The sequence below is a fragment of the Bifidobacterium panos genome (assembly GCF_012932445.1).
Lineage (GTDB): Bacteria > Actinomycetota > Actinomycetes > Actinomycetales > Bifidobacteriaceae > Bifidobacterium > Bifidobacterium panos.
The window spans coordinates 25,772-45,958 of the sequence record NZ_JAAIIJ010000002.1 but is presented as its reverse complement, the minus strand read 5'-3'; the positions used below and the strand labels follow the sequence as shown (position 1 = coordinate 45,958).

The 20,187-nt window shown below is 62.0% G+C and carries 17 protein-coding genes and 1 pseudogene; 10 read left to right on the top strand and 8 right to left on the bottom strand.

All coding sequences use genetic code 11. The features are described 5' to 3' along the window. Positions 1-62: 62 nt before the first annotated feature. Entirely contained in the window at positions 63-1,310 is a 1,248-nt protein-coding gene (nagA, locus tag G1C94_RS00305; RefSeq protein WP_172143627.1) for an N-acetylglucosamine-6-phosphate deacetylase, read from the top strand. Positions 1,311-1,536: 226 nt separating this feature from the next. Here nagA and G1C94_RS00300 read toward each other — a convergent pair whose 3' ends face one another. Continuing rightward, positions 1,537-2,058 (bottom strand): NUDIX hydrolase, encoded by a 522-nt coding sequence (locus G1C94_RS00300; protein WP_172143625.1) that lies wholly within the window; start codon positions 2,056-2,058, stop codon positions 1,537-1,539. Positions 2,059-2,227: 169 nt separating this feature from the next. After that, positions 2,228-3,817 (bottom strand): aminopeptidase P family protein, encoded by a 1,590-nt coding sequence (locus tag G1C94_RS00295; protein WP_172143623.1) that lies wholly within the window; start codon positions 3,815-3,817, stop codon positions 2,228-2,230. A 138-nt stretch (positions 3,818-3,955) separates the two neighbouring features. Here G1C94_RS00295 and G1C94_RS00290 point away from each other — a divergent pair, with 138 nt between their 5' ends. Together G1C94_RS00290 and smc are read left to right on the top strand one after the other, a co-directional pair. After that, the gene (locus G1C94_RS00290) at positions 3,956-5,452 is read left to right on the top strand and encodes a bifunctional folylpolyglutamate synthase/dihydrofolate synthase (RefSeq protein ID WP_172143621.1); all 1,497 of its coding nucleotides are present in this window, start codon (positions 3,956-3,958) and stop codon (positions 5,450-5,452) included. Positions 5,453-5,495: 43 nt separating this feature from the next. Continuing rightward, the gene (gene smc, locus G1C94_RS00285) at positions 5,496-9,104 is read left to right on the top strand and encodes a chromosome segregation protein SMC (protein WP_172143619.1); all 3,609 of its coding nucleotides are present in this window, start codon (positions 5,496-5,498) and stop codon (positions 9,102-9,104) included. A 65-nt stretch (positions 9,105-9,169) separates the two neighbouring features. On the opposite strand, the gene G1C94_RS00280 is transcribed toward smc, so the two are convergent. Continuing rightward, a complete protein-coding gene (locus tag G1C94_RS00280) occupies positions 9,170-10,168 on the bottom strand; it encodes a lipid II:glycine glycyltransferase FemX (RefSeq protein ID WP_172143617.1) in 999 nt (332 codons plus the stop codon). 67 nt (positions 10,169-10,235) lie between these two features. Further along, positions 10,236-11,792, bottom strand: coding sequence for a UDP-N-acetylmuramoyl-L-alanyl-D-glutamate--2,6-diaminopimelate ligase (locus G1C94_RS00275; protein WP_172143615.1), 1,557 nt, complete (start codon positions 11,790-11,792; stop codon positions 10,236-10,238). A 105-nt stretch (positions 11,793-11,897) separates the two neighbouring features. On the opposite strand from G1C94_RS00275, the gene G1C94_RS00270 reads away from it, so the two are divergent. Both G1C94_RS00270 and G1C94_RS00265 read left to right on the top strand, forming a co-directional pair. Beyond that, the gene (locus tag G1C94_RS00270; RefSeq protein WP_172143903.1) at positions 11,898-12,536 is read left to right on the top strand and encodes a sigma-70 family RNA polymerase sigma factor; all 639 of its coding nucleotides are present in this window, start codon (positions 11,898-11,900) and stop codon (positions 12,534-12,536) included. Positions 12,537-12,548: 12 nt separating this feature from the next. Beyond that, complete coding sequence (locus G1C94_RS00265) at positions 12,549-12,893, top strand: hypothetical protein (protein ID WP_172143901.1); 345 nt, start codon at positions 12,549-12,551, stop codon at positions 12,891-12,893. Positions 12,894-13,022: 129 nt separating this feature from the next. On the opposite strand, the gene G1C94_RS07930 is transcribed toward G1C94_RS00265, so the two are convergent. Both G1C94_RS07930 and G1C94_RS00260 read right to left on the bottom strand, forming a co-directional pair. After that, positions 13,023-13,097, bottom strand: coding sequence for a 50S ribosomal protein bL37 (locus G1C94_RS07930; RefSeq protein WP_003817083.1), 75 nt, complete (start codon positions 13,095-13,097; stop codon positions 13,023-13,025). 87 nt (positions 13,098-13,184) lie between these two features. Further along, the gene (locus G1C94_RS00260; RefSeq protein ID WP_172143613.1) at positions 13,185-14,135 is read right to left on the bottom strand and encodes an aldose 1-epimerase family protein; all 951 of its coding nucleotides are present in this window, start codon (positions 14,133-14,135) and stop codon (positions 13,185-13,187) included. A 153-nt stretch (positions 14,136-14,288) separates the two neighbouring features. Here G1C94_RS00260 and G1C94_RS00255 point away from each other — a divergent pair, with 153 nt between their 5' ends. Further along, positions 14,289-15,311 (top strand): 4-hydroxy-3-methylbut-2-enyl diphosphate reductase, encoded by a 1,023-nt coding sequence (locus tag G1C94_RS00255; protein ID WP_172143611.1) that lies wholly within the window; start codon positions 14,289-14,291, stop codon positions 15,309-15,311. Positions 15,312-15,397: 86 nt separating this feature from the next. On the opposite strand, the gene gap is transcribed toward G1C94_RS00255, so the two are convergent. Then, on the bottom strand, positions 15,398-16,456 hold the full coding sequence (gap, locus tag G1C94_RS00250) for a type I glyceraldehyde-3-phosphate dehydrogenase (protein WP_172143609.1): 1,059 nt from the start codon (positions 16,454-16,456) through the stop codon (positions 15,398-15,400). A gap of 140 nt (positions 16,457-16,596) precedes the next feature. After that, positions 16,597-17,319 (bottom strand): thiamine diphosphokinase, encoded by a 723-nt coding sequence (locus tag G1C94_RS00245; protein ID WP_172143608.1) that lies wholly within the window; start codon positions 17,317-17,319, stop codon positions 16,597-16,599. Between the two features lie 247 nt (positions 17,320-17,566). Here G1C94_RS00245 and infC point away from each other — a divergent pair. From infC to xerD, 4 genes and pseudogenes are all read left to right on the top strand, one after another. After that, a pseudogene (gene infC / locus G1C94_RS00240) lies at positions 17,567-18,232 on the top strand (translation initiation factor IF-3); the annotation flags it as partial. Positions 18,233-18,419: 187 nt separating this feature from the next. Beyond that, positions 18,420-18,614 (top strand): 50S ribosomal protein L35, encoded by a 195-nt coding sequence (gene rpmI / locus G1C94_RS00235; RefSeq protein ID WP_172143607.1) that lies wholly within the window; start codon positions 18,420-18,422, stop codon positions 18,612-18,614. A gap of 45 nt (positions 18,615-18,659) precedes the next feature. After that, the gene (gene rplT / locus G1C94_RS00230; protein WP_172143606.1) at positions 18,660-19,043 is read left to right on the top strand and encodes a 50S ribosomal protein L20; all 384 of its coding nucleotides are present in this window, start codon (positions 18,660-18,662) and stop codon (positions 19,041-19,043) included. Positions 19,044-19,145: 102 nt separating this feature from the next. Continuing rightward, on the top strand, positions 19,146-20,081 hold the full coding sequence (gene xerD, locus G1C94_RS00225; protein ID WP_172143605.1) for a site-specific tyrosine recombinase XerD: 936 nt from the start codon (positions 19,146-19,148) through the stop codon (positions 20,079-20,081). Positions 20,082-20,187 lie beyond the last annotated feature (106 nt).

Below are 20,187 nucleotides of genomic sequence, written 5' to 3'. Positions count from 1 at the left end.
CATGCATTCGATTCGCAGGGCCGTCGTCACATTGGGCCGCTTGATTCAAGGAGCATGTGTACATGAACGTTCATGAACAGGACGTGGCCCGTGTCACGGCGGCCCTCGAAGGTGCCGCGCGGCCGGTTGCCATCGGGAACGCGCGCGTCATCGACGCAGATGGAATGCGAGATGATTCCTGGGTCGTCAGCAGCGGCCAAGGCGTGATCGTCGCCACGGGAACGGGGCAACGCGAGTTCGCACAGGCCTGTGATCAGGTCGGGCTCGACGCGCGGGAGGCCATCGATGCGCGGGGGCGTATCCTGACTCCCGGATATGTGGACATCCATGCGCACGGCGCGTGGGGGGCGAGCTTCGATGACGGTGCCGATGGCATCGATGTTGCGCGTGCCGGTCATGCCGTGCATGGCACCACGCGCCAGGTGCTGTCACTGATCACCAACCCTCTCGACGTGATGTGCGCCAACATTCGCACCGTGCGTGCGAAGATGGACGAGCGCCCTGACATTCTTGGCTGTCATCTGGAGGGGCCGTTCCTCGCCGTGGGCCGCAAAGGGGCGCACGACCCCGAGTGCCTGACCAATCCCGAGCCGCATATTGTCGAGGCCATGCTCGAAGCGGCCGACGGTTGCATCCGCCAAGTGACCATCGCGCCTGAACTGCCGCATGGCATCGAGGCGATTCGCACCCTCGCGGCGGCGGGTGTGGTGCCAGCCGTAGGGCACTGCGATGCCGATTATGGCATGGCCAAGGCCGGGTTTGACGCCGGAGCGGGCATTCTCACACACATGTTCAATGCGATGAACGGCCTGCACCACCGCGAACCCGGCCCGATTCCCGCCGCCGTGGAGAACCCGCACGTCACCATCGAACTGATCAACGATGGCTTCCATGTGCAAGACCCGATGGTCAGGCTCGGTTTCGGCTTCGCGCCGCACCGCACGGCGTTCGTCACCGACGCGATGGCCGCCACCGGCTGCCCGGACGGGGCGTACAAGCTTGGTGCTTTGGACGTCAACGTGGTGGACGGGCATGCCCGGCTCGTCTCCAACGGGGCGATTGCCGGTTCCACGTTGCTGCTGGAGGTTGCGGTTGCCCGCGCGGTCAACGAGCTGGGCATCAGCCCCGTCGCCGCCGTCGAAGCGGCCACGCTCACTGCCGCCCGCGCGTTCGGGTTTGACAAGCCCAACGCGGTGACGGGTGCGCCGATAGGCTTGATTGCCAAGGGCTTCGCCGCGGATTTCAACCTGATCGACCCGGCGGATTGGACGGTGGAACATGTCTGGTGCGCCGGGCGCGCGTTGAAATAACTCGAAAGCCGAATATCACCCTACTATTTCGACTGAGGTGTTCCGTTCCCTGTCATTTCGACCGAGGCCCGTCCCTTGTCATTTCGACCGAGCGGAGCGAGTGGAGAAATCTTTTTGTTATTAAGGTAAGAGCGTTTCCATTAAGATTTCTCGACTTCGCTCACTTGCGTTCGCTTCGCTCGAAATGACAATAAACGGGACGGGTTTGTCTGAAATGGCGGGTGAATCAGCGCTGTTCGCCGTCGAAGCGGAACAGGGCGTGCGCGTCACCGTTGGCCTTGTTGTCCAGATATCGCCGGAACAGTGCGAGCCGCTCGACGGTGCTTGCCGCCAGCGGCTCGGGCAGGTCATCCCAGTCGAACCAGCCGACCTCAAGGCTCTCCTCGTCGCCGACGAACGGTTCGGTGTTGCCACCGGGCTTCAGCTCGCACAGGAACGAGTGATCCATATACTGCGTGTTGTCGCCGTTGGCATAGGTGATGACGCGCGCGTCGGAGGTGACGGACACCAAGTCGGTGACGACGACATCGACGCCGGTCTCCTCCTTGACCTCGCGCATCACCGTGTCGGCCGGTTGCTCGCCCGGCTCGTTGATGCCGCAGATCAGTGCCCATTTGCCGTTGTCGGAGCGGCGGCCCAGCAGAATCTGGCCGCGCTCGTTCCTCACCAAGGCGGTCACGCCATGCAGCCACAGCAGATCGTGACCGATCTTTTCACGCAGTTTCAACACAAATTCAGGCGTTGGCATGGTTCCTCCATTGATGTGTTTACATCGAGTACTTGGACTGTCCGCGAAGAGTGTCGGGGTTGTTATCATTGACACCGCTCCGGGCCGCTTGGGCCAAGTCTTTACGTCAACGATAACAACCCCGACACCCTTCGCTCGTATTCGTTCTTTGACTCAGGTTTGTTCCGAGTTAGGCTTGGGCGTGTTCAGCCATCCAGGCCTCGACGGCGTCGATTTCCTTCGGGATACTAGCGCTTAGCCATTCCGGGCCGTTCTCGCCCATCAGCACGTCGTCCTCGATGCGAATGCCGATGCCGCGGAACTCGGGCGGAATGAGCATGTCGTCCTCGCGGAAATACAAGCCGGGTTCGATGGTGAAGATCATGCCAGGGCGAATTGGCGCGCCCTGATACGCCTCGAAGCGAGCCTGCGCGCAGTCGTGCACATCAAGCCCCAAATGATGCGCCACGCCACAGGCGAGCCAACGGCGGTGCTGCTGACCTTCGGGGGAAAGAGCTTCCTCGACGCTCACCGGCAGCAATCCCCAGTCGTGCAAGCGCTCGGCGATTACGCGCATGCAGGCGTGATGGATATCGCAATAGGTGGCACCCACCTTCGCGGCCTCAAAACCGGCCTGCTGGGAGTCGAGCACAGCCTGATAGAGACGCTTCTGCAAGTCGGTGAACTTGCCGTTCGTCGGGAAGGTGCGGGTGATATCCGCCGTATAGAGCGAATCGACTTCTACGCCGGCATCCACCAGCAGCAGGTCGCCCGACTTGACACAGCCGGTGTTGCGCATCCAATGCAGAATCGGGGCGTGCGGGCCGGAGGCGATGATGGAGTCGTAGCCCACGGCGTTGCCCAGTTCGCGCGAAACCGAATTGAACGCGCCTTCCAGAATGCGCTCGCTGCGCGGCTTGTCCAACGCGTCGGGCAACGCGGAGAGCAAACGATCGAACCCGGCCTTGGTGGCGGTGATGGTCTTGCGCATCTCACCGATTTCATAAGCGTCTTTGGTCAAACGGGCTTCCGCGGCGAACTCGTGTAGTTTGTCGTCGTCGGCGGCGTTGCCGTCGGGGTCGCCCAAACCGTTGGCCTTGCGCACGTTTTCCACCAGCGCGGTGATTTCCGGGTCGGTTTCGCGCACAACGCGCACACGCACCGCGCCGGCCTGCGTGCCCACGTCCTTGGACAGCGCGTCGGCGAGTTGGGCGATGTCGTGGGTTTCGATGCCGGTCATTGCCTGCATCTCCCTCAGGCCGGCGCGCGGCCCCACCCAATACTCGCCGTAATGGGGATTCGTGAAGAAATCGGTGGTGGAGTTATCGGCGCGAGGGGCCACGAACAGTTCCGGCATGTGCGTTTTGCCGGCCTTCGCTTCGGGGCCGTTTGGGTCGAGCGGGTTCAACACCAGCACGGCGCCCGCCTCATAGTCCGTGCCGAGGCCGGTGTAGTAGGCGAACGTGGTGTCGGGGCGGAACATGTAGTCGCAATCGTTGCTGCGCACCTTGGGCTGGCCGGCGGGGATGACCAGACGTTCGCCCACGAATGCCCTGCCCAGCGCCTCAAGGCGGGCGGGGGTGAACTTCGAGGCCTCAAGCGGTGCGATATCGGGGTCGTCGTCGGCCCAACCGGAGCGCATGAACTCCTTGAACGCCTCCGAACGCGGGCGCAACGAACGGTTGTTCACACGCTCGTCCATCGCCTGATCCGCATCAGGCGCGCTCTCCTGCTCGCGGACCTCGTACTCCTTGTCCCTGTCGGTAACCACTTCGCTCATCTCATAACTCCTTCGCACATCGTTATCTCAGTTATTTCAAGTTGTGCCTCCCCACATCCTAGTCACAACCTGCCCTGCGCCTCTCAATCGCGGCGGCTCGCTAGAATAAGGGAGGTTTAAGCAATCAGAGAGGCAAGCATGTCATTCGAGCATCCGAACAGGAACGGTGAAACCATCCGCGACGTGGAACTGGACATCATGAGCCGCCCGCCGGAGCATAACACCACCAACCTCGATCTTGACAGGATGAGCCTCATGCTCGACCTGCTGGGCCACCCCGAGGAATCGTTTCGCGTCATTCATGTGACTGGCACCAACGGCAAGGGTTCCACCGCGCGCATGGCCGAGGCGATCTGCCGCGCCTACGGATTGCGCACAGGGCTGTACACTTCGCCGCATCTGGAAAAGGTCAACGAGCGCATCGCCATCGATGGGCAGGAGCTTTCCGACGACGATTTCATCGACGCATGGGATCAGATTAAGGACCTCGTTGCCTTGGTGGATGCCAAGATGGGGGAATTGGGCAAGCCTCGCATGAGTTTCTTCGAGGTACTCACCTCGATGGCGATTTGGAAGTTCGCCGACGCGCCGGTGGATGTGGCCGTGGTCGAGGTCGGCATGGGCGGGGCGTGGGATGCCACTAATGTGCTCAACGCCGATGCCGCCGTTATCGGGCCGGTCGATATGGACCATATGAAATGGCTGGGCGAGGCCGTCGAGCAAATCGCCGAGGAGAAAGCGGGCATCATCAAGCCCGGCTGCACCGCCATCATTGGCCCCCAGCCGCACGCCGAAGCCGTGATGCCGATTATCGAGGCGACCGGGGAACGCAGCCACGCCACGCTGGTGCGCGACGGCCGCGAAATGCAAGTGATGAGCCGCATGCCGGCGGTCGGCGGACAGGTCGTCACCCTCGCCACGCCGCTCGGCACTTACGCCGATGTGCCCGTCGCCCAATTCGGCGAGCATCAGGCGCACAACGCGCTTGCCGCGCTCGCCGCCTGCGAAGCGGTGATTCCCGTTTCCGGCTCGCTTGATGGCGATCTTGTGGCCGAGGCGCTGTCGGGCGTGAAGATTGCCGGGCGCATCGAGCAGATTCGCACTTCGCCCACCATCATCATCGATGGCGGGCACAACGTGGGTGCCGCCGAATCGTTGCGTGCCGCGCTGGAGGAAAACTACCATTTCGAGCAGCTCGTCGGCGTGGTGGCCATGATGGAGGACAAGCAGGTCGAAGAATATCTGGGCGTGCTCGAGCCGATATTGAGCCAGGTGGTGGTGACCGAGAACTCATGGCGAGAGCGCGTGATGCCGGCCGATCGGCTTGAACAGATCGCCGTAAGTGTGTTCGGGCGCGATCGTGTCATCAAGGAGCCGAATCTTCCCGACGCCATCCAGCAAGCCGTCAACTTGGTGGACGCTCACGACGAGCTGGGCGTGGGATATGGCCATGGCGTGCTGATCTGTGGCAGTTTCGTCACCGCCGGGGACGCGCGCACCATGCTCAAGGAACACGCCAGCCCGGTGATGAAGAAGGCTATGAGCATCCATCAGGCAGTCGTGGAGCCGGACGATGGCGACGAATCCGCGGAACAATTCGCCGAACAATCTGCCGAACAGACAGCACAGGACTAGACAATAGGGCTAAATAGGGCTAAATAGGGCTAAAGGAACGTCGATGTATCTGAAGGAACTCACCTTGCGCGGCTTCAAGTCGTTCGCTTCGGCGACGACGCTGCGCTTCGAGCCGGGCATCACCGCGGTGGTGGGGCCGAACGGCTCGGGTAAGTCCAACATTGTGGACGCCCTGACTTGGGTGATGGGCGAGCAGGGGGCGAAGAACCTGCGCGGTACCTCGATGGAGGACGTCATCTTCGCGGGTACCTCGTCGCGCCCGCCGCTGGGTCGCGCCCAAGTGAGCCTGACCATCGACAATTCCGACCACACACTCAACATCGACTACACGGAAGTCACTATTTCGCGCACCATCTTCCGCAACGGCGGCTCCGAATATGCCATCAACGGCTCGGCATGTCGTCTGCTCGACATCCAGGAGCTGTTGAGCGACACCGGCTTGGGCCAGCAGATGCACGTGATCGTCGGGCAGGGGCGGCTGGATGCCATATTGCGCGCCGACCCGTCTGGGCATCGCGCGTTCATCGAAGAGGCGGCGGGCATCCTGAAGCACCGTAAGCGCAAGGAGCGCGCGTTGCGCAAGCTCGCCAACACTGAGGCGAACTTAAGCCGCTTGGATGATTTGCTGGGGGAGATTCACCGCCAGTTGGGGCCGTTGGGGCGTCAGGCGCGTATTTCGCGGCGTGCGCAGTCGATTCAGGTGTCGCTGCGTGACGCCCAATCGCGCTTGTATGCCGAAGATGCTCTCAAGGCGATGGAGCGCCGTTCCTTGGTGCGCGGCGAACTGACCGAGGTGCGCGGCGCGCTCAATGAGGCACAACGTGAGCTGGCGCAGGTCAAGGTGCGCATCGAGCAGGTGGAGGCGCTGAGCCACCAATCCAGCCCCGCCATCGAACAGGTCAATCAGACTTGGCATTCGCTCTCGCAGATTCAGGAACGGCTCAGTTCTTTGGGTTCCATTGCCGAGGAACGCGCGCGTTCGCTGTCGGGTCAGATCGTGACCAATATGGGCGAGGACGCAGGGATATTGCACAAGCGTGCCGACGAACTGGAAGAACAGGCTAAGGTCCAGGCCGGCGCGGTCAATGATGCGCGTTTGGCTCTCGACAAGGCCACCGAGGAGCGCGCCGACAATGAGAAACAGCTCGCTTCGGTGCGTCAGACCCTGACTGAGTTGCGGAAAACCGCGCAGGAGCGCGACGCGCGGATCGCCAAGTTGCGCGAACTGATTGCGCGAGAGGAATCGGCTGTGCAGTTGGCCGAGACCCGAGCCAAGGATTTCACCTCGCAACGTGAGGGATTGCGCAAGCAATGCGTTGAAGCCGAATCGCAGTGCGAGCAGTTGGAAGCCGAAACCGAGGAGGCGGGCAATCAGGACGATTCGGCTCTTGAACAGGCCCAAGCCGAACTGGCGGAGTGCCGCGAGGCGTTGAACGAGGCGTTGGACAGGCAACGCGAAGCGCAATCGAAAATCATCTCCTTGCAGGCCAAGGCGGATGCGTTGAGTGACACTCTGGAAAGCCGCAACGCCTCCGGTTCGCTGGAAGTCGACGAAGCCGTGGGGGCGCTGGGGCGGCTCACCGACTTCATTCATGTGGCCGAAGGCTGGGAGGAGGCCGTGGCGCACGCGCTCGACCAGTTCGCCAGCGCCATTATCGTGCCCGAAGCCGGCAATATGCTTCATGCGTTGGAGCGCGCCAAAAACGACAAGCTGGGCAAGGCCGTGGTGATTACCGCACAAGCGGGGGCTGTCAGTCGTGAGACTGACCGGGGGTGGTCGCCGGCGTCGGATCTCGTCACCGCCAACCCGGACGCCGCCGACGCCGCACAAGCCGAAGCCATCGTCAACGCCGTGCGCGCATTGCTTGCCGACGTGGCCGCCGTTGACACGCCCGAGGAGGCGCAGAAGCTGGTCGAGCGCGGGTCGAGCGCGCAGCGCGCCGTCACCCGCGACGGCGAGGTGTTCGTCGCCGGTGTGGCCGCAGTCGGCGGTTCGTCGCTGTCGCAAAGCGACCTGTCGCTGGCCGCGCGGCGTGACAAGGCATTGAAGCAGGTCAAGGAGCTGTCTGTGCAAGCCGACGATTTGGCCGCCAAGGTCGAACAGGCGACGGCGGCGCGCGACGAGGCCTCGCGCACGCTCGATGCCGAGACGACGAAACGCACCGAGGTGAAGCTCAAGGCCGAACAGGCCGCCAAATCATTGCGATCCGCCAAAGATCGCGTGGCGAACTTTCAACGGCAGATCACCCAGTTGGAAGAGAAAATCGCGAAGGCCGGCGAAGAGGCGCAGTCGCACCGCACGAAACTCGACGATTTGCAAGCCTCGCTGAGCGCCGCGCAGAACGCGGAAAACGGGCAGGTCGATGCCGAGGAACTCGTCAAGCGCGAACAAGCCTTGGAAGCCGCATTGGGCATGGCCCGCGATCAGGAAACGGCCACGAAAATCGCCTGGACCGAGGCCAGCCGCAAAACGGAATCGCTCACCCGCCAGGCTTCGCTGTTGCGCGCCAACGCCAAGGAAGCCACCGAGCGCCGCGCCCGCATCGAAGCGTTGAACGAAAAGCGCAGCGCCCAAGCCGAACATATGCAGGGCGTGGCCGCCGATGCCCGCGAAGTCGCCTCATTGGTGGAACGCGCCATCGGCGAAGTGATTTCCAAACGCGAGGAATTGCAGGAAGCCGCTTCCAGCCACGACGAGGAGTTGAAGGCTCTGCGCACCCAGCGCAACGGGATCGAGCCGAAGGTCACCGATCTGACGGGACGTGAACATGCCTTGGATGTCAACCGTGAGCGTCTGGCCACCGAATACGGTCAACTCACGCAGAAAGTCAGCGACGAACTGGGGCTAACGCTTGAGGAGCTGGTCGAGCAATATGGGCCGGATCAGCCCGTGCCCGTGCTCGACGACAGCGGCAATCCGGTGCCGGTGGACGGTGGTGAGTCGGAGGGCGACAAGTCAGGTAACGACAAGTCGGATGGTCAATACCAAACCGTCGCCTACAACCGCTCCGAACAGCAGAAGCGCTTGGACAAGGCGCGCCGCGATTTGGCCGCGTTGGGCAAGGTCAATCCGCTGGCCATGGAGGAATACGATGCGCTTGAGGAGCGCAACAAATATCTGAACGACCAGCGCGCCGATGTGGCCAAGTCGCGCGACGACTTGATGCAGCTCATCAAGGACTTGGATTCCACAATGGTCGAGGTGTTCAAATCCGCCTTCGACGACACCGCCGAGGCGTTCGAGAAGATGTTTGCGACGCTGTTCCCGGGTGGCAAAGGGCGTTTGCGCCTGGAAAGCCCGGACAATCTGCTCACATCGGGCGTGCTGGTCGAGGCGAGTCCCGCCGGCAAGCGCGTCAAGCAGTTGAGCCTATTGTCGGGCGGCGAACGCTCGTTGACCGCGCTGGCCCTGCTGTTCGCCATCTTCACCGCGCGCCCCAGCCCGTTCTATGTGATGGACGAGGTGGAAGCCGCGTTGGACGATGTGAACCTGACGCGCCTGATCAACGCCTTCAACCAGTTGCGCGAGCGCGCCCAGCTCATCATCATCACGCACCAGCAGCGCACGATGAGCATTGCCGACGCGCTCTATGGCGTCACCATGCGCGCCGATGGCGTCACCGCCGTAGTGAGCCAAAAACTTGAGCATTAACGACGGTGAACAGCGCGGTGCGCTAACGAACAGTCCTTGGGCCGCTCGTCCAGCACACCGCGCTGTCATCCACGCAGCTTGTTGCGCAGGGACTTCAGGAAGCAGAGCAGACTGTAGAAGGCCTTCTTGACAGGCACATCGCGCGCCGGCGCAACCGGCGTGACTTCCTCGGTGAACTTGGTCTTAAACTCATTGAGACCTTTCAACGAAGGCGCGAAATCGGAGCCGATGCCCATCAGGTCATACGCGGTGATGCCCTGCGAGCCCAAGATGCAGCATTCGCAATACAGCAGCTTGTCGGTGACATGCATGCGCATCACCTCGTTGCGCATGCCGGCATAGTAGCGCACGGCGTGCGTGCCGTTCACGGTGACGATCGACCAGGCGACCACGCGATCCTCGATGCGCGCGGCGAACACGCGGCAATGCTCGGCACCGAGTGCGCGAATCATGTCGGCATAATCGGACATGGGCGCGGGGGTGAAGCCGTCGCGTTTGCCGGTTTCCACCATCACATCGTAGTATTCGGAAAAATCGGACAGTGCCGCCGAGGTCTCATCGGCGACTTCGGCCGGGCATTCGCGCAGGGCCTTGCGCACGTCGCGGCGGCCGCGGCGCTTCATGCGCCCTAGAATCGCCTCGTCGCCGCCGGTCACGTCGATGACGACGGTCAGATCGTAGGGCACAGTGGACAGCACCGGCTTCGTGCCGGCGTCGCTCCACGTATCCACGCGCAGGAACGCCACCTTCTTGTCCGCCGTGCGCACCATCGCAACCAGCGCATCAATCACCTCGCGCTCCTCGGCTTCGGAAGGTTTCGCGGCCCATGCTGGTCCGTGCATCGAACGCAGGTAATGGTAGCCGTGCGTTTCGAAGTCGATCAGCGAGATTACGGCGATGGTGGTACCTTCGCGGCGAATCAGATAGTCGCCCCACGGGGTGCGGCCCTCGATGTCCGCTTGGAAAGCGGACCACACGCCCGTTTGCTCGATAGGCAGTTCAATGCCGACTGCGGCGGCCTCGCGTTGGAGTGTGGCGGAATCGACTTTCTCAAGCGTGATCATAATAATCCTTTGGTTGGTTGACTGAAGTTCTGGGATAAGCGGGGTGTATCGGGGTGTATATGGGCCGTTAGGCGGCGAGCAGCCGCTCGACCACATGGTCGTCGCCTTCATAGGGCGTGTGCTTGTTGAAATCCTTGATCCAGCGCTCGTTGCCCTTGCCGATGATGAGAATCACATCGGTGCGCCCGGCGTGCGCTTGGGCGTCGGCGATGGCGTCGGCGATGGCGTCGGCGCGGTTGATAACGATTGACGTCTTGACTTCCGGGTTGGTGACGTTCGCCAGCATGCTCTTGCAGATGTCTTCATGCGGCTCGGTGTCGGTGTCTTCGGTGGTGAAGATGAACCTTGCGATGCGATTCTGCGCCGCCTCGACGATTTCACGCCGGCGGTCGAGCGCCTTGTTGCCGGCCGAGCCGGTGACCAGCGTGATCGCTGGCTTGCATTCGCCATAACGAGCGTCCACATAGTCGATCAGCCGCTTGACGGAGGCGAAATTGTGCGCGTAGTCGACGATGGCGTGCGTGTCGCTTTCCTCGTCGTCGAACTGCTCCATACGTCCCGGCACGCGCGTGTGCTGCATGGCATGCAGGGCGTCGGTCGCGTTTGCCGGCACGCCCGCGGCGTGGGCGATGGTGACGGCGGCAAGCGCGTTCTCGACATTGAAATCGCCCGCCAAGTCGAGCGCATAGTCGCCCAGTTCCTCGCCGTCGAGTCGGAATTGATATGCCATAGCATTTTTGCCGCCGCACGGCCAGCCGCAGGTGGCGGGGGAGTGCGAGCTCGGCTGCTCGCCCAGCAAAGCGAACTCATGGACGGGTACATCGGCCCCAGCCGCATCCTCGCGCAGCAAATCCACATGCGCGGCGTGGGCGTTCAACACCAGCGTGCGCGCATGGGCGATGAGCTGGCGCTTGCAATACAGATAATCCTCGAATGTGGGGTGCTCGATGGGGCTGATGTGGTCAGGCGAGATATTCAAAAACGCGCCCACGTCGAACGTAATCCCATACAGGCGCTGAACCTTGTAGGCTTGCGAACTGACTTCCATGACGAGGTATTCCATGCCGTTATCGACAGCCTGGCGCATCATGCGCAGCGCATCGAGCGATTCGGGGGTGGTCAGGTCGGATTCGACATAGGTGCGCCCGTCGAGGCAGTTGTCCACCGAGGAGAACAGGGCGCAATGGCCGCCGCTATGGGCGTTGAGCACGGCTTGGGTGAAATAGGCCGTGGTGGTTTTGCCTTTCGTGCCGGTGATGCCGATGAGCGTGAGTTGGCGCTCCGGGTGGCCGTAAACTTCAGCGGCAAGCAGGCTCAGCGCCTTGCGCGCGTCGCTGACGATCAGCCCGGGTGTGCGCGTATGTTCGCTGAACTCGGTTTCGGACACATAGGCCGCAAGCCCGCGCTCGTCGCAACTGTCGAGGAACTTGGGGCTGAAGCGCCCCTTGCACACCAGCAGGGTGCCCGGTTCGATCTGACGCGTGTCGTAGGTGATGGCGGCGAATGTCTGATCCGCATCCGCGCAGCTCGCGGCATCAAGCGTCCAGCGGCCGGGGGTGACGATTTCGCGCAACAGATCATGCTGCTTCAACAGTGCTACGGCGCGGTTCAGCGTCAGGCTCATGCGCATCCTTTCATCGGGCGTTCTCATACCACTGTGCGCGTTGCGCCAGACATCACGCTCGGCGCGATTACAATGACACATGTGACAAACAACGACGGGGAGACCATGGCGCAGCGGCGTGCCCGCTTCGAGGGACTTGCCATGCCCGTGGTCGACGCGCTGTATCGTCAGGCGATGAGGCTGACGAACAACCCGGACGACGCGCAGGACTTGGTGCAAGACACCTTCGAACGCGGGTTCAAGGCCTTCGATTCGTTCACGCCGGGGACGAACTTCGCCGCGTGGATGACCACCATTGAGCGCAACGCCTTTTTCAACCAATATGCCAAATCCAAGCGCCGCCCGCAGCGCGCCAACGATTCCTCCGGCGAATATGACGATTGGGATATCTACGCCGCTTCGGAACATTCGTCGGACGGGTTGAAATCCGCCGAGGACGAGTATTTGGACGCATTCGCCCCCGAGGAGATCATGAACGCGCTCGCCAAACTGCCCGACGAACGGCGTCAGGTGTTCATTGACGCGGCGATTGACGGCAAGTCCTACACCCAAGTGGCTGAAGAGCAGGGCGTGAAAATCGGCACGGTGATGAGCCGGCTCAATCGCGCCCGCACACAGCTCAAACACGAACTTGCGGCCTACGCGCGTGAGCGTGGTTATGGCCGGCAGCTGCCAGGCGGCTCGCGTGGCGAGACAACGGGTGCTGAGGCCGTGGCTCGGGGCGATAATGCACAACAGGAGTGACTTATGAGCAATATGGAACATGACGATGCTTGTTGCGGTGATTGCTCGCCGCTCGAACGGCGGCATATCGCCGTCACCCGCGTTGATGCCGATGCCGATGTCGTGGTGCGTCAGGTGCATGTTGTCTCCGGAGCGTGTGGCGAGACGACGTTCAGCGCCACATCGATCACGCAAAGGGTCATTTTGGGTGAATCGCAAGCCGTGGCCGATTGCTTCGATCCCGCCGTCTGCTGCGATGCGCACGAACAGGCGATGATAGCCGCGCTCAGGGCATATCTGCGCCCCGAAAGTGCCCCCGAGTGCTTGATGGCGCGTCTCAAGGAAACCCTTGACCGTTGCTGCTGCTGTCAGGAATAAGGAAGCAGCGAGCCAGACCAGACCAAGCTAAGCCGAGCCAAACCAAGTCAGGCCAAGACTAAGCGCCGCAATGGAAAACCCGCCGAACCGAAACGATTCAGCGGGTTTTGCACTATTCGTTACGAATAATCAGGCGTTCGGGCGCTTGCCGTGATTGGCGGCCTTCTTGCGACGATCCTTGCGCTTACGTCCGCGCATACCCATGATGAACTCCTTTGCATTAAAGAATAAGCCTCGTGTATTGTGCCATAACCTCCAGACGGAGGCATTGAACCACTCATCGGCCTACTCCTACTCAAGGGACGCATTGATGAACAGCTTGGTGGTGCTCGTCTTGCCCGGCTTGATGACGATGAGCTGATTGCCGGTGTTGAACGCGTTGGCATACGCGGTCTGCGGCTCGACGGCGGTGCCGGCCGGGTGCTTGAAGGCCGGGAACTTCGTGCCGGTGCACACCTGATAGGAGGTGATCGTCTCGTCGCCGCCGATGCGCACGCTCAGGCCGTCGGGGCGCGTGAACGTGGCGGTGACTGTGCCGTCGGCATCGTGCTCAAGGTCGGTCCACGCATCGTCATACGGCTGTTCGGTGAGCAGGCGCGGCTGGCGCAAATCGTATTTAGTGCCATCCACCGGTTCGGTGCCGGTGGGGATGAGGTTCTCGTTGACCGTCACATGCGTGTTGCCCGGCACAGTGAGGGTACACTGCGCGTTCTGGCCGTCGATTTCGTCGCCATAGCCGTTGAAACCGTTGTCGAGCCACGGGTGGATGGCCAGCGCCCACGGCGCGTCGGTATCGCCGTTGTTGGTGGCACTGACGATGATGTTCAGCCCCTCGTCGGTCAGTTCATAAGTGGTCGTGACGGTGACGTCGAACGGATAACCCAGCAGGAACGGCACGCGCCACGACAGGGTGACGCTGCTCTCGCTTGAGCTCTCCAACTTCCAGAACGAGCGATAACCGTAGCCGTGAATGGCGTTGTTGCGTTCGTGCTCGTCGATCGGCAGTTCGTAGGTCTCGCCTTGGAAGGTGTAGGTGCCGGCCTCAATGCGGTTGGGGAACGGCACGAGCAGTTGTCCGTGGCAGCAGGTGACGGGGTCGTCCTGCCCGAGCGGCACGACGACGTTGCGCCCCTGATAGGTGAGCGTGCGCAACGTGGCGCCGAGTTCGGTGACGACGGCCTGCCAGTCGCCGTGGGTGAGGGAATATTGTTGACCGGTGCGCGGGGGGCGGTTCGTTGCCATAGTGTCTCTTTCATACATGGTTGTTTGAACGGTTATTGTCGCCAACACCCCAGTCTAGCGCGCCGCCGCACCTCTTGGTCCCTACGGGCGCGACGGCGCTCGACATGGCATTGGTTATGCTGGTGTTTCGAAAAAGTTCCACGGAAGGTGACTATGGGCAAACGTATTGTGCTGGCTGATCCGCGCGGTTTCTGCGCCGGGGTGGATCGGGCGATTCTGACGGTGCAGACCATTCTCAAAACCGCCTCGAACGGCACGCGGCCAGCCGGGTTGCCCCCGGTGTATGTGCGCCGCCAAATCGTGCACAACCGCCACGTCGTCGAGGAACTTAGGTTCCAGGGGGCCGTGTTCATCGAGGAGCTCAGCGAGATCCCCCCTCAGGCGGCCGAGGCCGGCGTGCCGGTGGTGTTTTCCGCCCACGGCGTTTCGCCCGCGGTGAAAGCCGAGGCCGAGGCACGCGGGCTGAACGTCATCGACGCCACATGCCCGCTGGTGAGCAAGGTGCATCGCGAGGTGTTGCGCTTCGTGCGCGAGGGATATGAAATCGTCTATATCGGCCATCAGGGGCACGAGGAAGCGGTCGGCGTGGTGGGGGAGAGCCCCGAGCACGTGCATCTGATCGAACATGAGGACGACGTATGCAAGCTTGATTTCGCGCCCGACACCAAGCTGGTGATGCTCACCCAGACCACGTTGAGCGTGGACGAGACCGCCGGCACGATTGCCGCCTTGCAACGCCGGTTCCCGTGGATTGAGACGCCGCCCAGCTCCGATATCTGCTATGCCACCTCGAACCGTCAGGAGGCCATCAAAAAGGTGGCGATGCTCTCCGACTGCGTGGTGATTGTCGGTTCGGCCAATTCGTCGAACTCCGTGCGACTGGTGGAAGTGGGTCAGGAGGGGCTGGATGCGCGATTCGGCTCGCCTGACGCTCCGGCGAAAACGGGAGGGCGCGGCTTGGCGCATCGCGTGGACGACGCCGGCGAACTCGATGCCTCGTGGTTCGAGGATGTGGACGCCGTGGGCGTGTCCTCCGGTGCCTCCGTGCCGGAAGTCTATGTCGAAGGCGTCGTTCGCGCCTTGCAGGGCATGGGATACATCGATATGCAGTCGGTGAATACCACCAAGGAAAACATGCACTTCGTATTGCCGTCCGAACTGCGCCGGCAGCGTTAGGCGTATGAAAAGGGGCTTGCCGCGTACAAGCGACAAGCCCTTTGGTCGAGTTCGTTATGAACCGAGCGGAAGACTTCCGCGTCGGCTCACTCGGAGATCTCAGCGAAGTACAGCAGGGTACGGATCATGTTGGAGGTGAAGCCGTACTCGTTGTCGTAGAAGGAGACGGTGCGAGCCAGGGTCACGCCGTCAACGGTGTTGACATCGGTCTGGGTCGGGTCGAACACGCCGCCGTGGGTGTCGCCGATGATGTCACCGGAGACGATGCCCTCGTCGTTGTAGCCGTAGTAATCGGTGTCGGAGAAGGCGGCCTTGAACGCGGCGTTGATCTCGTCGGCGGTGGTCTCCTTGCCCAGCACGGTGGTCAGCTCGGTGACGGAGCCGTCCGGCACCTGCACACGCTGCGCATGGCCCTGCAGCTTGCCGTTGACCTCGGGCACAACCTTGCCGATGGCCTTGGCGGCACCGGTGGAGTGGGCGATGGTGTTGTTGGCGGCGGCGCGCAGATCGCGGCCGGACTTGGTGCCACGCGGGCCGTCCAGAATCATCTGGGTGCCGGTGTAGGCGTGGATGGTGGTCATGAAGCCAGCCTGGATGCCCCACTTGTCGTTCAGCAGCTTGACCATGGCGGCCATGGAGTTGGTGGTGCAGGAACCGGCGGACACGATCACGTCGGTCGGCTTGAGGATGTCGTGGTTCACGCCGAACACGACGGTCGGGGTGGTGTCGTCCTTGGCCGGAGCGGAAATCAGCACCTTCTTGGCGCCGGCGTTGATGTGAGCCTGGGACTTCTCGGCGGAGGTATAGAAGCCGGTGCACTCGAGCACATACTCGACGCCGTCGTTCTTGACCCACGGGATGTCGTTGGCGTCCTTCTCGGCGTAAACCTTGTATTCCTTGCCGTCCACCACGATGGAGTTATCGGTGGCCTTCACCTCCACCGGGGTGCCGTCGTCGTGACGGAAGGTGCCGTGCGTGCTGTCGTACTTCAGCAGATAAGCCAGGGCAGCCGGGGAAGTCAGGTCGTTGATGGCGGCAACTTCGATGTCGCCGGCCTGGCCGCCGCGAGCCTGCAGCTCGAAAATGCGACGGAAAGCGAGACGACCGATGCGACCGAAGCCGTTGATACCAATCTTAACTGTCATGTAATTCTCCCTTGGGGAAGGTTCGGTATGCGTTCAGGTGCCCCGAACCGTGGTTTAACCAACGCCTCCTACTGTAATGCCCCTCCTGTACTTCAGACACGTGCGAACGCCGGTGGTGCGCCGTCCGCTCGCCTGCTCTCCTATTGATGCAGGAACGCCGATACTTCGGTGTCGAGTTCGCCCAAATCCCCCTGAAAGGTGCGATGCGACACCAACTGCGGCAACGGCGCTTCTGCGGGAAACGTGACGATAAGCGTGCCGTGCCGCACATCGATGGTGGCGGGCAGGCCGTCTCGAAACTCGTTGCTCAATCCCACCACCTGGGTTCGCGTCATCGTCGCATTCGTCACTTCGTATTTCAGCCCGGATTCGCTGACTGCGCATGCGACGTCGCTGTGCGCGAACACCGACACCATACGTCCGGGCGGCACGTCGCTCTGGGCGAATCGCAACGCGCCGTCGCATACGGCGGTGACGATCTGGCCGTCGCCATGCAACAAACCGAGGCCGCCGTGTTCGGCCAACAGCGCCATGAGCTCAATGTTGGCGATGGTGTGGTCGACGCGCGCGCCGAGGCCGCCGTAAATATGGAACACGCGGCCGCCCTGCGCCCATCCGATTTTCAGCGCGGACAGCATGTCGGGATCGTCCTTCTCGGCCGGCAGCTTGACGGTGCGTTCGTCGCATTCGGGCATCGAACCGGCAAGCGAATCGAAATCGCCCACCGTCACGTCGACCGAAACACCAAGCGCCCGCGCATGATCCAGCCCGCCGTCGGCCGCCACCACGAACGCGCCTTGCGGCACCGCTGGCCGCTCGTCGTAATACTCCCCGGCACCGAATACCACGCATATCTCGCTCATGGTCACCCAAGTGTAATGCGCCCGCCGAACCCCGGGCTTTGTCGGGGGGCGTGGTATTATCTTCAAGGCTTGAGAAATCAAGAAAGCGGGGCAACCCCACCTGGAAGCCTTTCAGGGCTTCGGGTTCATGGCATATTTCCCAATTAATTCTTGGGAAATGCGTTGACGCATGCGCGTATTCGATTCGCGTGTGCTTTGCTGTGAAACCGAAACGCTGCAATGTGCATCCTCGCCGCCCCGTTACGCAATACAGAGGAATGGAGTCATCATCAGCGACGAACCACGCATTAATGACGAGATTCGCGTCTCGCAGGTGCGCCTGATCGGCCCGAAGGGCGAGCAGGTGGGCGTCATCGCGACCTCGGTTGCACTGAACCTGGCGAAAGAGGCGAACCTCGATCTCGTCGAGGTGGCGCCCAACGCCAAGCCCCCTGTGGCCAAGCTCATCGATTACGGCAAATACAAGTACAACGAGAAAATCAAGGCTCGTGAGGCTCGCCGCAATCAGAACACGGCTGAGATCAAGGAAATCCGTTTCCGTTTGAAGATCGACGATCATGACTTCGAAGTGAAGAAGGGGCATGTGGTCCGCTTCCTCAATGGCGGAGACAAGGTCAAGGTCACCATCATGCTGCGCGGCCGCGAGCAGTCCCGCCCCATCGGAGGCGTGGAGCTGCTGCAGCGTCTTGCGGCGGATGTGGAGGAATACGGCACCGTCGAATATCAGCCCAAGCAGGAGGGTCGCAACATCATCATGACGCTTGCGCCCAAGGGCAAGAAGGTGCACACCCAGTCCGAACAGCGTCGTCGCGGCGCCACGTCCCGCGCCGAACGCCAGGCGCGTCAGGCTGCGCGTCTTGCGGCCAAGCAGGAGGCGCAGGCCCAGGCCGCAGCCGAAGCGAAGTCCGCGGTTGCACCCAAGGCCGCCGACAAGGTCGACAAGACAGTCGACAGCAAAACCGGCGATAAGGCTTCCGCCAGCAAGACTGACAGCAAGGCCGCCAGCGCTTCCGACAAGACGGCGAGCACGGCCGCCAGTGCCACGAGCAAAGCCACCACCAAGACTTCCAGCAAGAAGCACACCAATAAGGAGGGCAGCAATGCCGAAGATGAAAAGTAATTCCGCCGCTTCCAAGCGCGTCCGTCGCACCGGCACGGGCAAGCTGATGCAGGTCGGTAGCGCCATGCGCCACAATCTCGAACACAAGTCCGCCCGCAAGCGCCGCGCACTGAAGGCCGATCAGGTGATCCCCACCGCGCAGGCCAAGAAGCTCAACCGCATGCTGGGCAAGTGAGAGAACCGTTTAAGACATTCGTCAAAGAAAGCGAAGGAATAGATTATGGCACGTGTCAAGCGCGCAGTTAATGCTCACAAGAAGCGTCGCGTCGTCCTCGAAAGGGCGTCCGGCTATCGCGGTCAGCGTTCCCGCCTGTACCGCAAGGCCAAGGAGCAGCTGCTCCACTCCTTTAACTACAACTTCCGCGACCGCAAGGCTCGCAAGGGTGATTTCCGCAAGCTGTGGATTCAGCGCATCAACGCCGCCGTCCGCGCCGAGGGCATCACTTACAACCGCTTCATCCAGGGTCTGAAGGCCGCCGGCATTGAGCTGGATCGCCGCGCCCTGGCCGAGCTGGCCGTGTCCGACCCCGACACCTTCAAGGCCATCGTGGACGCCGCCAAGAAGGCTCTGCCGAAGGACGTCAACGCGCCCGTCGAGGCCTGAGCCGAGCTTATATCGGCTTGAATCACGTGAAACCCCGTCGATTGGCGGGGTTTCGCCGTTTTGTTCGGTACAGTGCAACGCCACGCAATACAATGAGGCACTATGAGTGACGGATTCGCGCGGCCAATGAGCCAGTTCCTCGCGCACATCGATGTGGAGCGCGGGCTCGCCAAGGCCACAGTCAGAGCGTATGAATCCGATCTGAACCGCTATGTCACTTGGCTTGCCGAACGCGGCATCACGCAGCCCGACGATATCGCCAAACAAGACATCGAGGATTACGTCGCCTTTCTCGATGCGGCGGGCGAAAGCGCGCGTTCCAAAGCCCGGCGGCTCGCCTCCGTGCATGAGTTCCACCGTTTCGCCTTGGGCCAGCACTTGGTGCGCGATGACGTTTCCGCATCCGTCAAAGCCCCCAAAGGCGCCAGCAGACTGCCCGACGTGCTGTCCGTCGATGAGGTCACCCGTCTGCTCGAGGCCGTGGCGGTTCCCGAAAAGGCCCAAGCCGCAGACCCGGTCGCATTGCGCGACCAAGCCCTGCTTGAGTTCATGTATGCCACCGGCTGCCGCGTTTCCGAAGCCGTGGGCGCCAATCTTGACGACATCGATTTGGATGAGAAAATCGCGCGGCTGCTCGGCAAAGGTTCCAAACAACGGCTGGTGCCGGTCGGCTCATACGCCTGCAGCGCGATGCGGCGCTACCTCGCCCAAGCGCGAGCGCAACTCGAATCCCTCGCCAAAACCAAAACGCCCGAGCGCCGGGCGATATTCCTCAACAAGCGTGGGCATCGCCTGTCGCGCCAATCCGTATGGGAGATCGTCAAGCAGGCCGGCCAGCGCGCCCATATCGACAAACCCCTGCACCCGCACACGTTGCGCCATTCCTTTGCCACGCATCTGATTCAGGGCGGCGCGGACGTGCGCACCGTGCAGGAGCTGCTCGGCCACGCCAGCGTCACCACTACGCAGATCTACACGCACGTCAGCCCGGAGAATCTCATCGAAACCTATCTGACGGCTCACCCCCGTGCGCGTTGATGAGCTCTGGGTGCGGATTCTGGGTGCGGATTGGGTGTCGGACGGATGTGAGGTAGGCTTGGAACCGTGAGTAAATCGTCGTTTTCGCAAGGGACTTTTGATCTGC

Excerpts from the sequence above, each read along its gene's own strand:
- G1C94_RS00260 (WP_172143613.1), bottom strand. The coding sequence starts at position 14,135 with ATGGCAACGAACCGCCCCCCGCGCACCGGTCAACAATATTCCCTCACC.
- G1C94_RS00265 (WP_172143901.1), top strand. The coding sequence starts at position 12,549 with ATGGAACATGACGATGCTTGTTGCGGTGATTGCTCGCCGCTCGAACGG.
- G1C94_RS00300 (WP_172143625.1), bottom strand. The coding sequence starts at position 2,058 with ATGCCAACGCCTGAATTTGTGTTGAAACTGCGTGAAAAGATCGGTCAC.
- smc (WP_172143619.1), top strand. The coding sequence starts at position 5,496 with ATGTATCTGAAGGAACTCACCTTGCGCGGCTTCAAGTCGTTCGCTTCG.
- G1C94_RS00280 (WP_172143617.1), bottom strand. The coding sequence starts at position 10,168 with ATGATCACGCTTGAGAAAGTCGATTCCGCCACACTCCAACGCGAGGCC.
- nagA (WP_172143627.1), top strand. The coding sequence starts at position 63 with ATGAACGTTCATGAACAGGACGTGGCCCGTGTCACGGCGGCCCTCGAA.
- xerD (WP_172143605.1), top strand. The coding sequence starts at position 19,146 with ATGAGTGACGGATTCGCGCGGCCAATGAGCCAGTTCCTCGCGCACATC.
- G1C94_RS00270 (WP_172143903.1), top strand. The coding sequence starts at position 11,898 with ATGGCGCAGCGGCGTGCCCGCTTCGAGGGACTTGCCATGCCCGTGGTC.
- G1C94_RS00295 (WP_172143623.1), bottom strand. The coding sequence starts at position 3,817 with ATGAGCGAAGTGGTTACCGACAGGGACAAGGAGTACGAGGTCCGCGAG.
- G1C94_RS00275 (WP_172143615.1), bottom strand. The coding sequence starts at position 11,792 with ATGAGCCTGACGCTGAACCGCGCCGTAGCACTGTTGAAGCAGCATGAT.
- gap (WP_172143609.1), bottom strand. The coding sequence starts at position 16,456 with ATGACAGTTAAGATTGGTATCAACGGCTTCGGTCGCATCGGTCGTCTC.
- G1C94_RS00255 (WP_172143611.1), top strand. The coding sequence starts at position 14,289 with ATGGGCAAACGTATTGTGCTGGCTGATCCGCGCGGTTTCTGCGCCGGG.
- G1C94_RS00245 (WP_172143608.1), bottom strand. The coding sequence starts at position 17,319 with ATGAGCGAGATATGCGTGGTATTCGGTGCCGGGGAGTATTACGACGAG.
- rpmI (WP_172143607.1), top strand. The coding sequence starts at position 18,420 with ATGCCGAAGATGAAAAGTAATTCCGCCGCTTCCAAGCGCGTCCGTCGC.
- rplT (WP_172143606.1), top strand. The coding sequence starts at position 18,660 with ATGGCACGTGTCAAGCGCGCAGTTAATGCTCACAAGAAGCGTCGCGTC.
- G1C94_RS00290 (WP_172143621.1), top strand. The coding sequence starts at position 3,956 with ATGTCATTCGAGCATCCGAACAGGAACGGTGAAACCATCCGCGACGTG.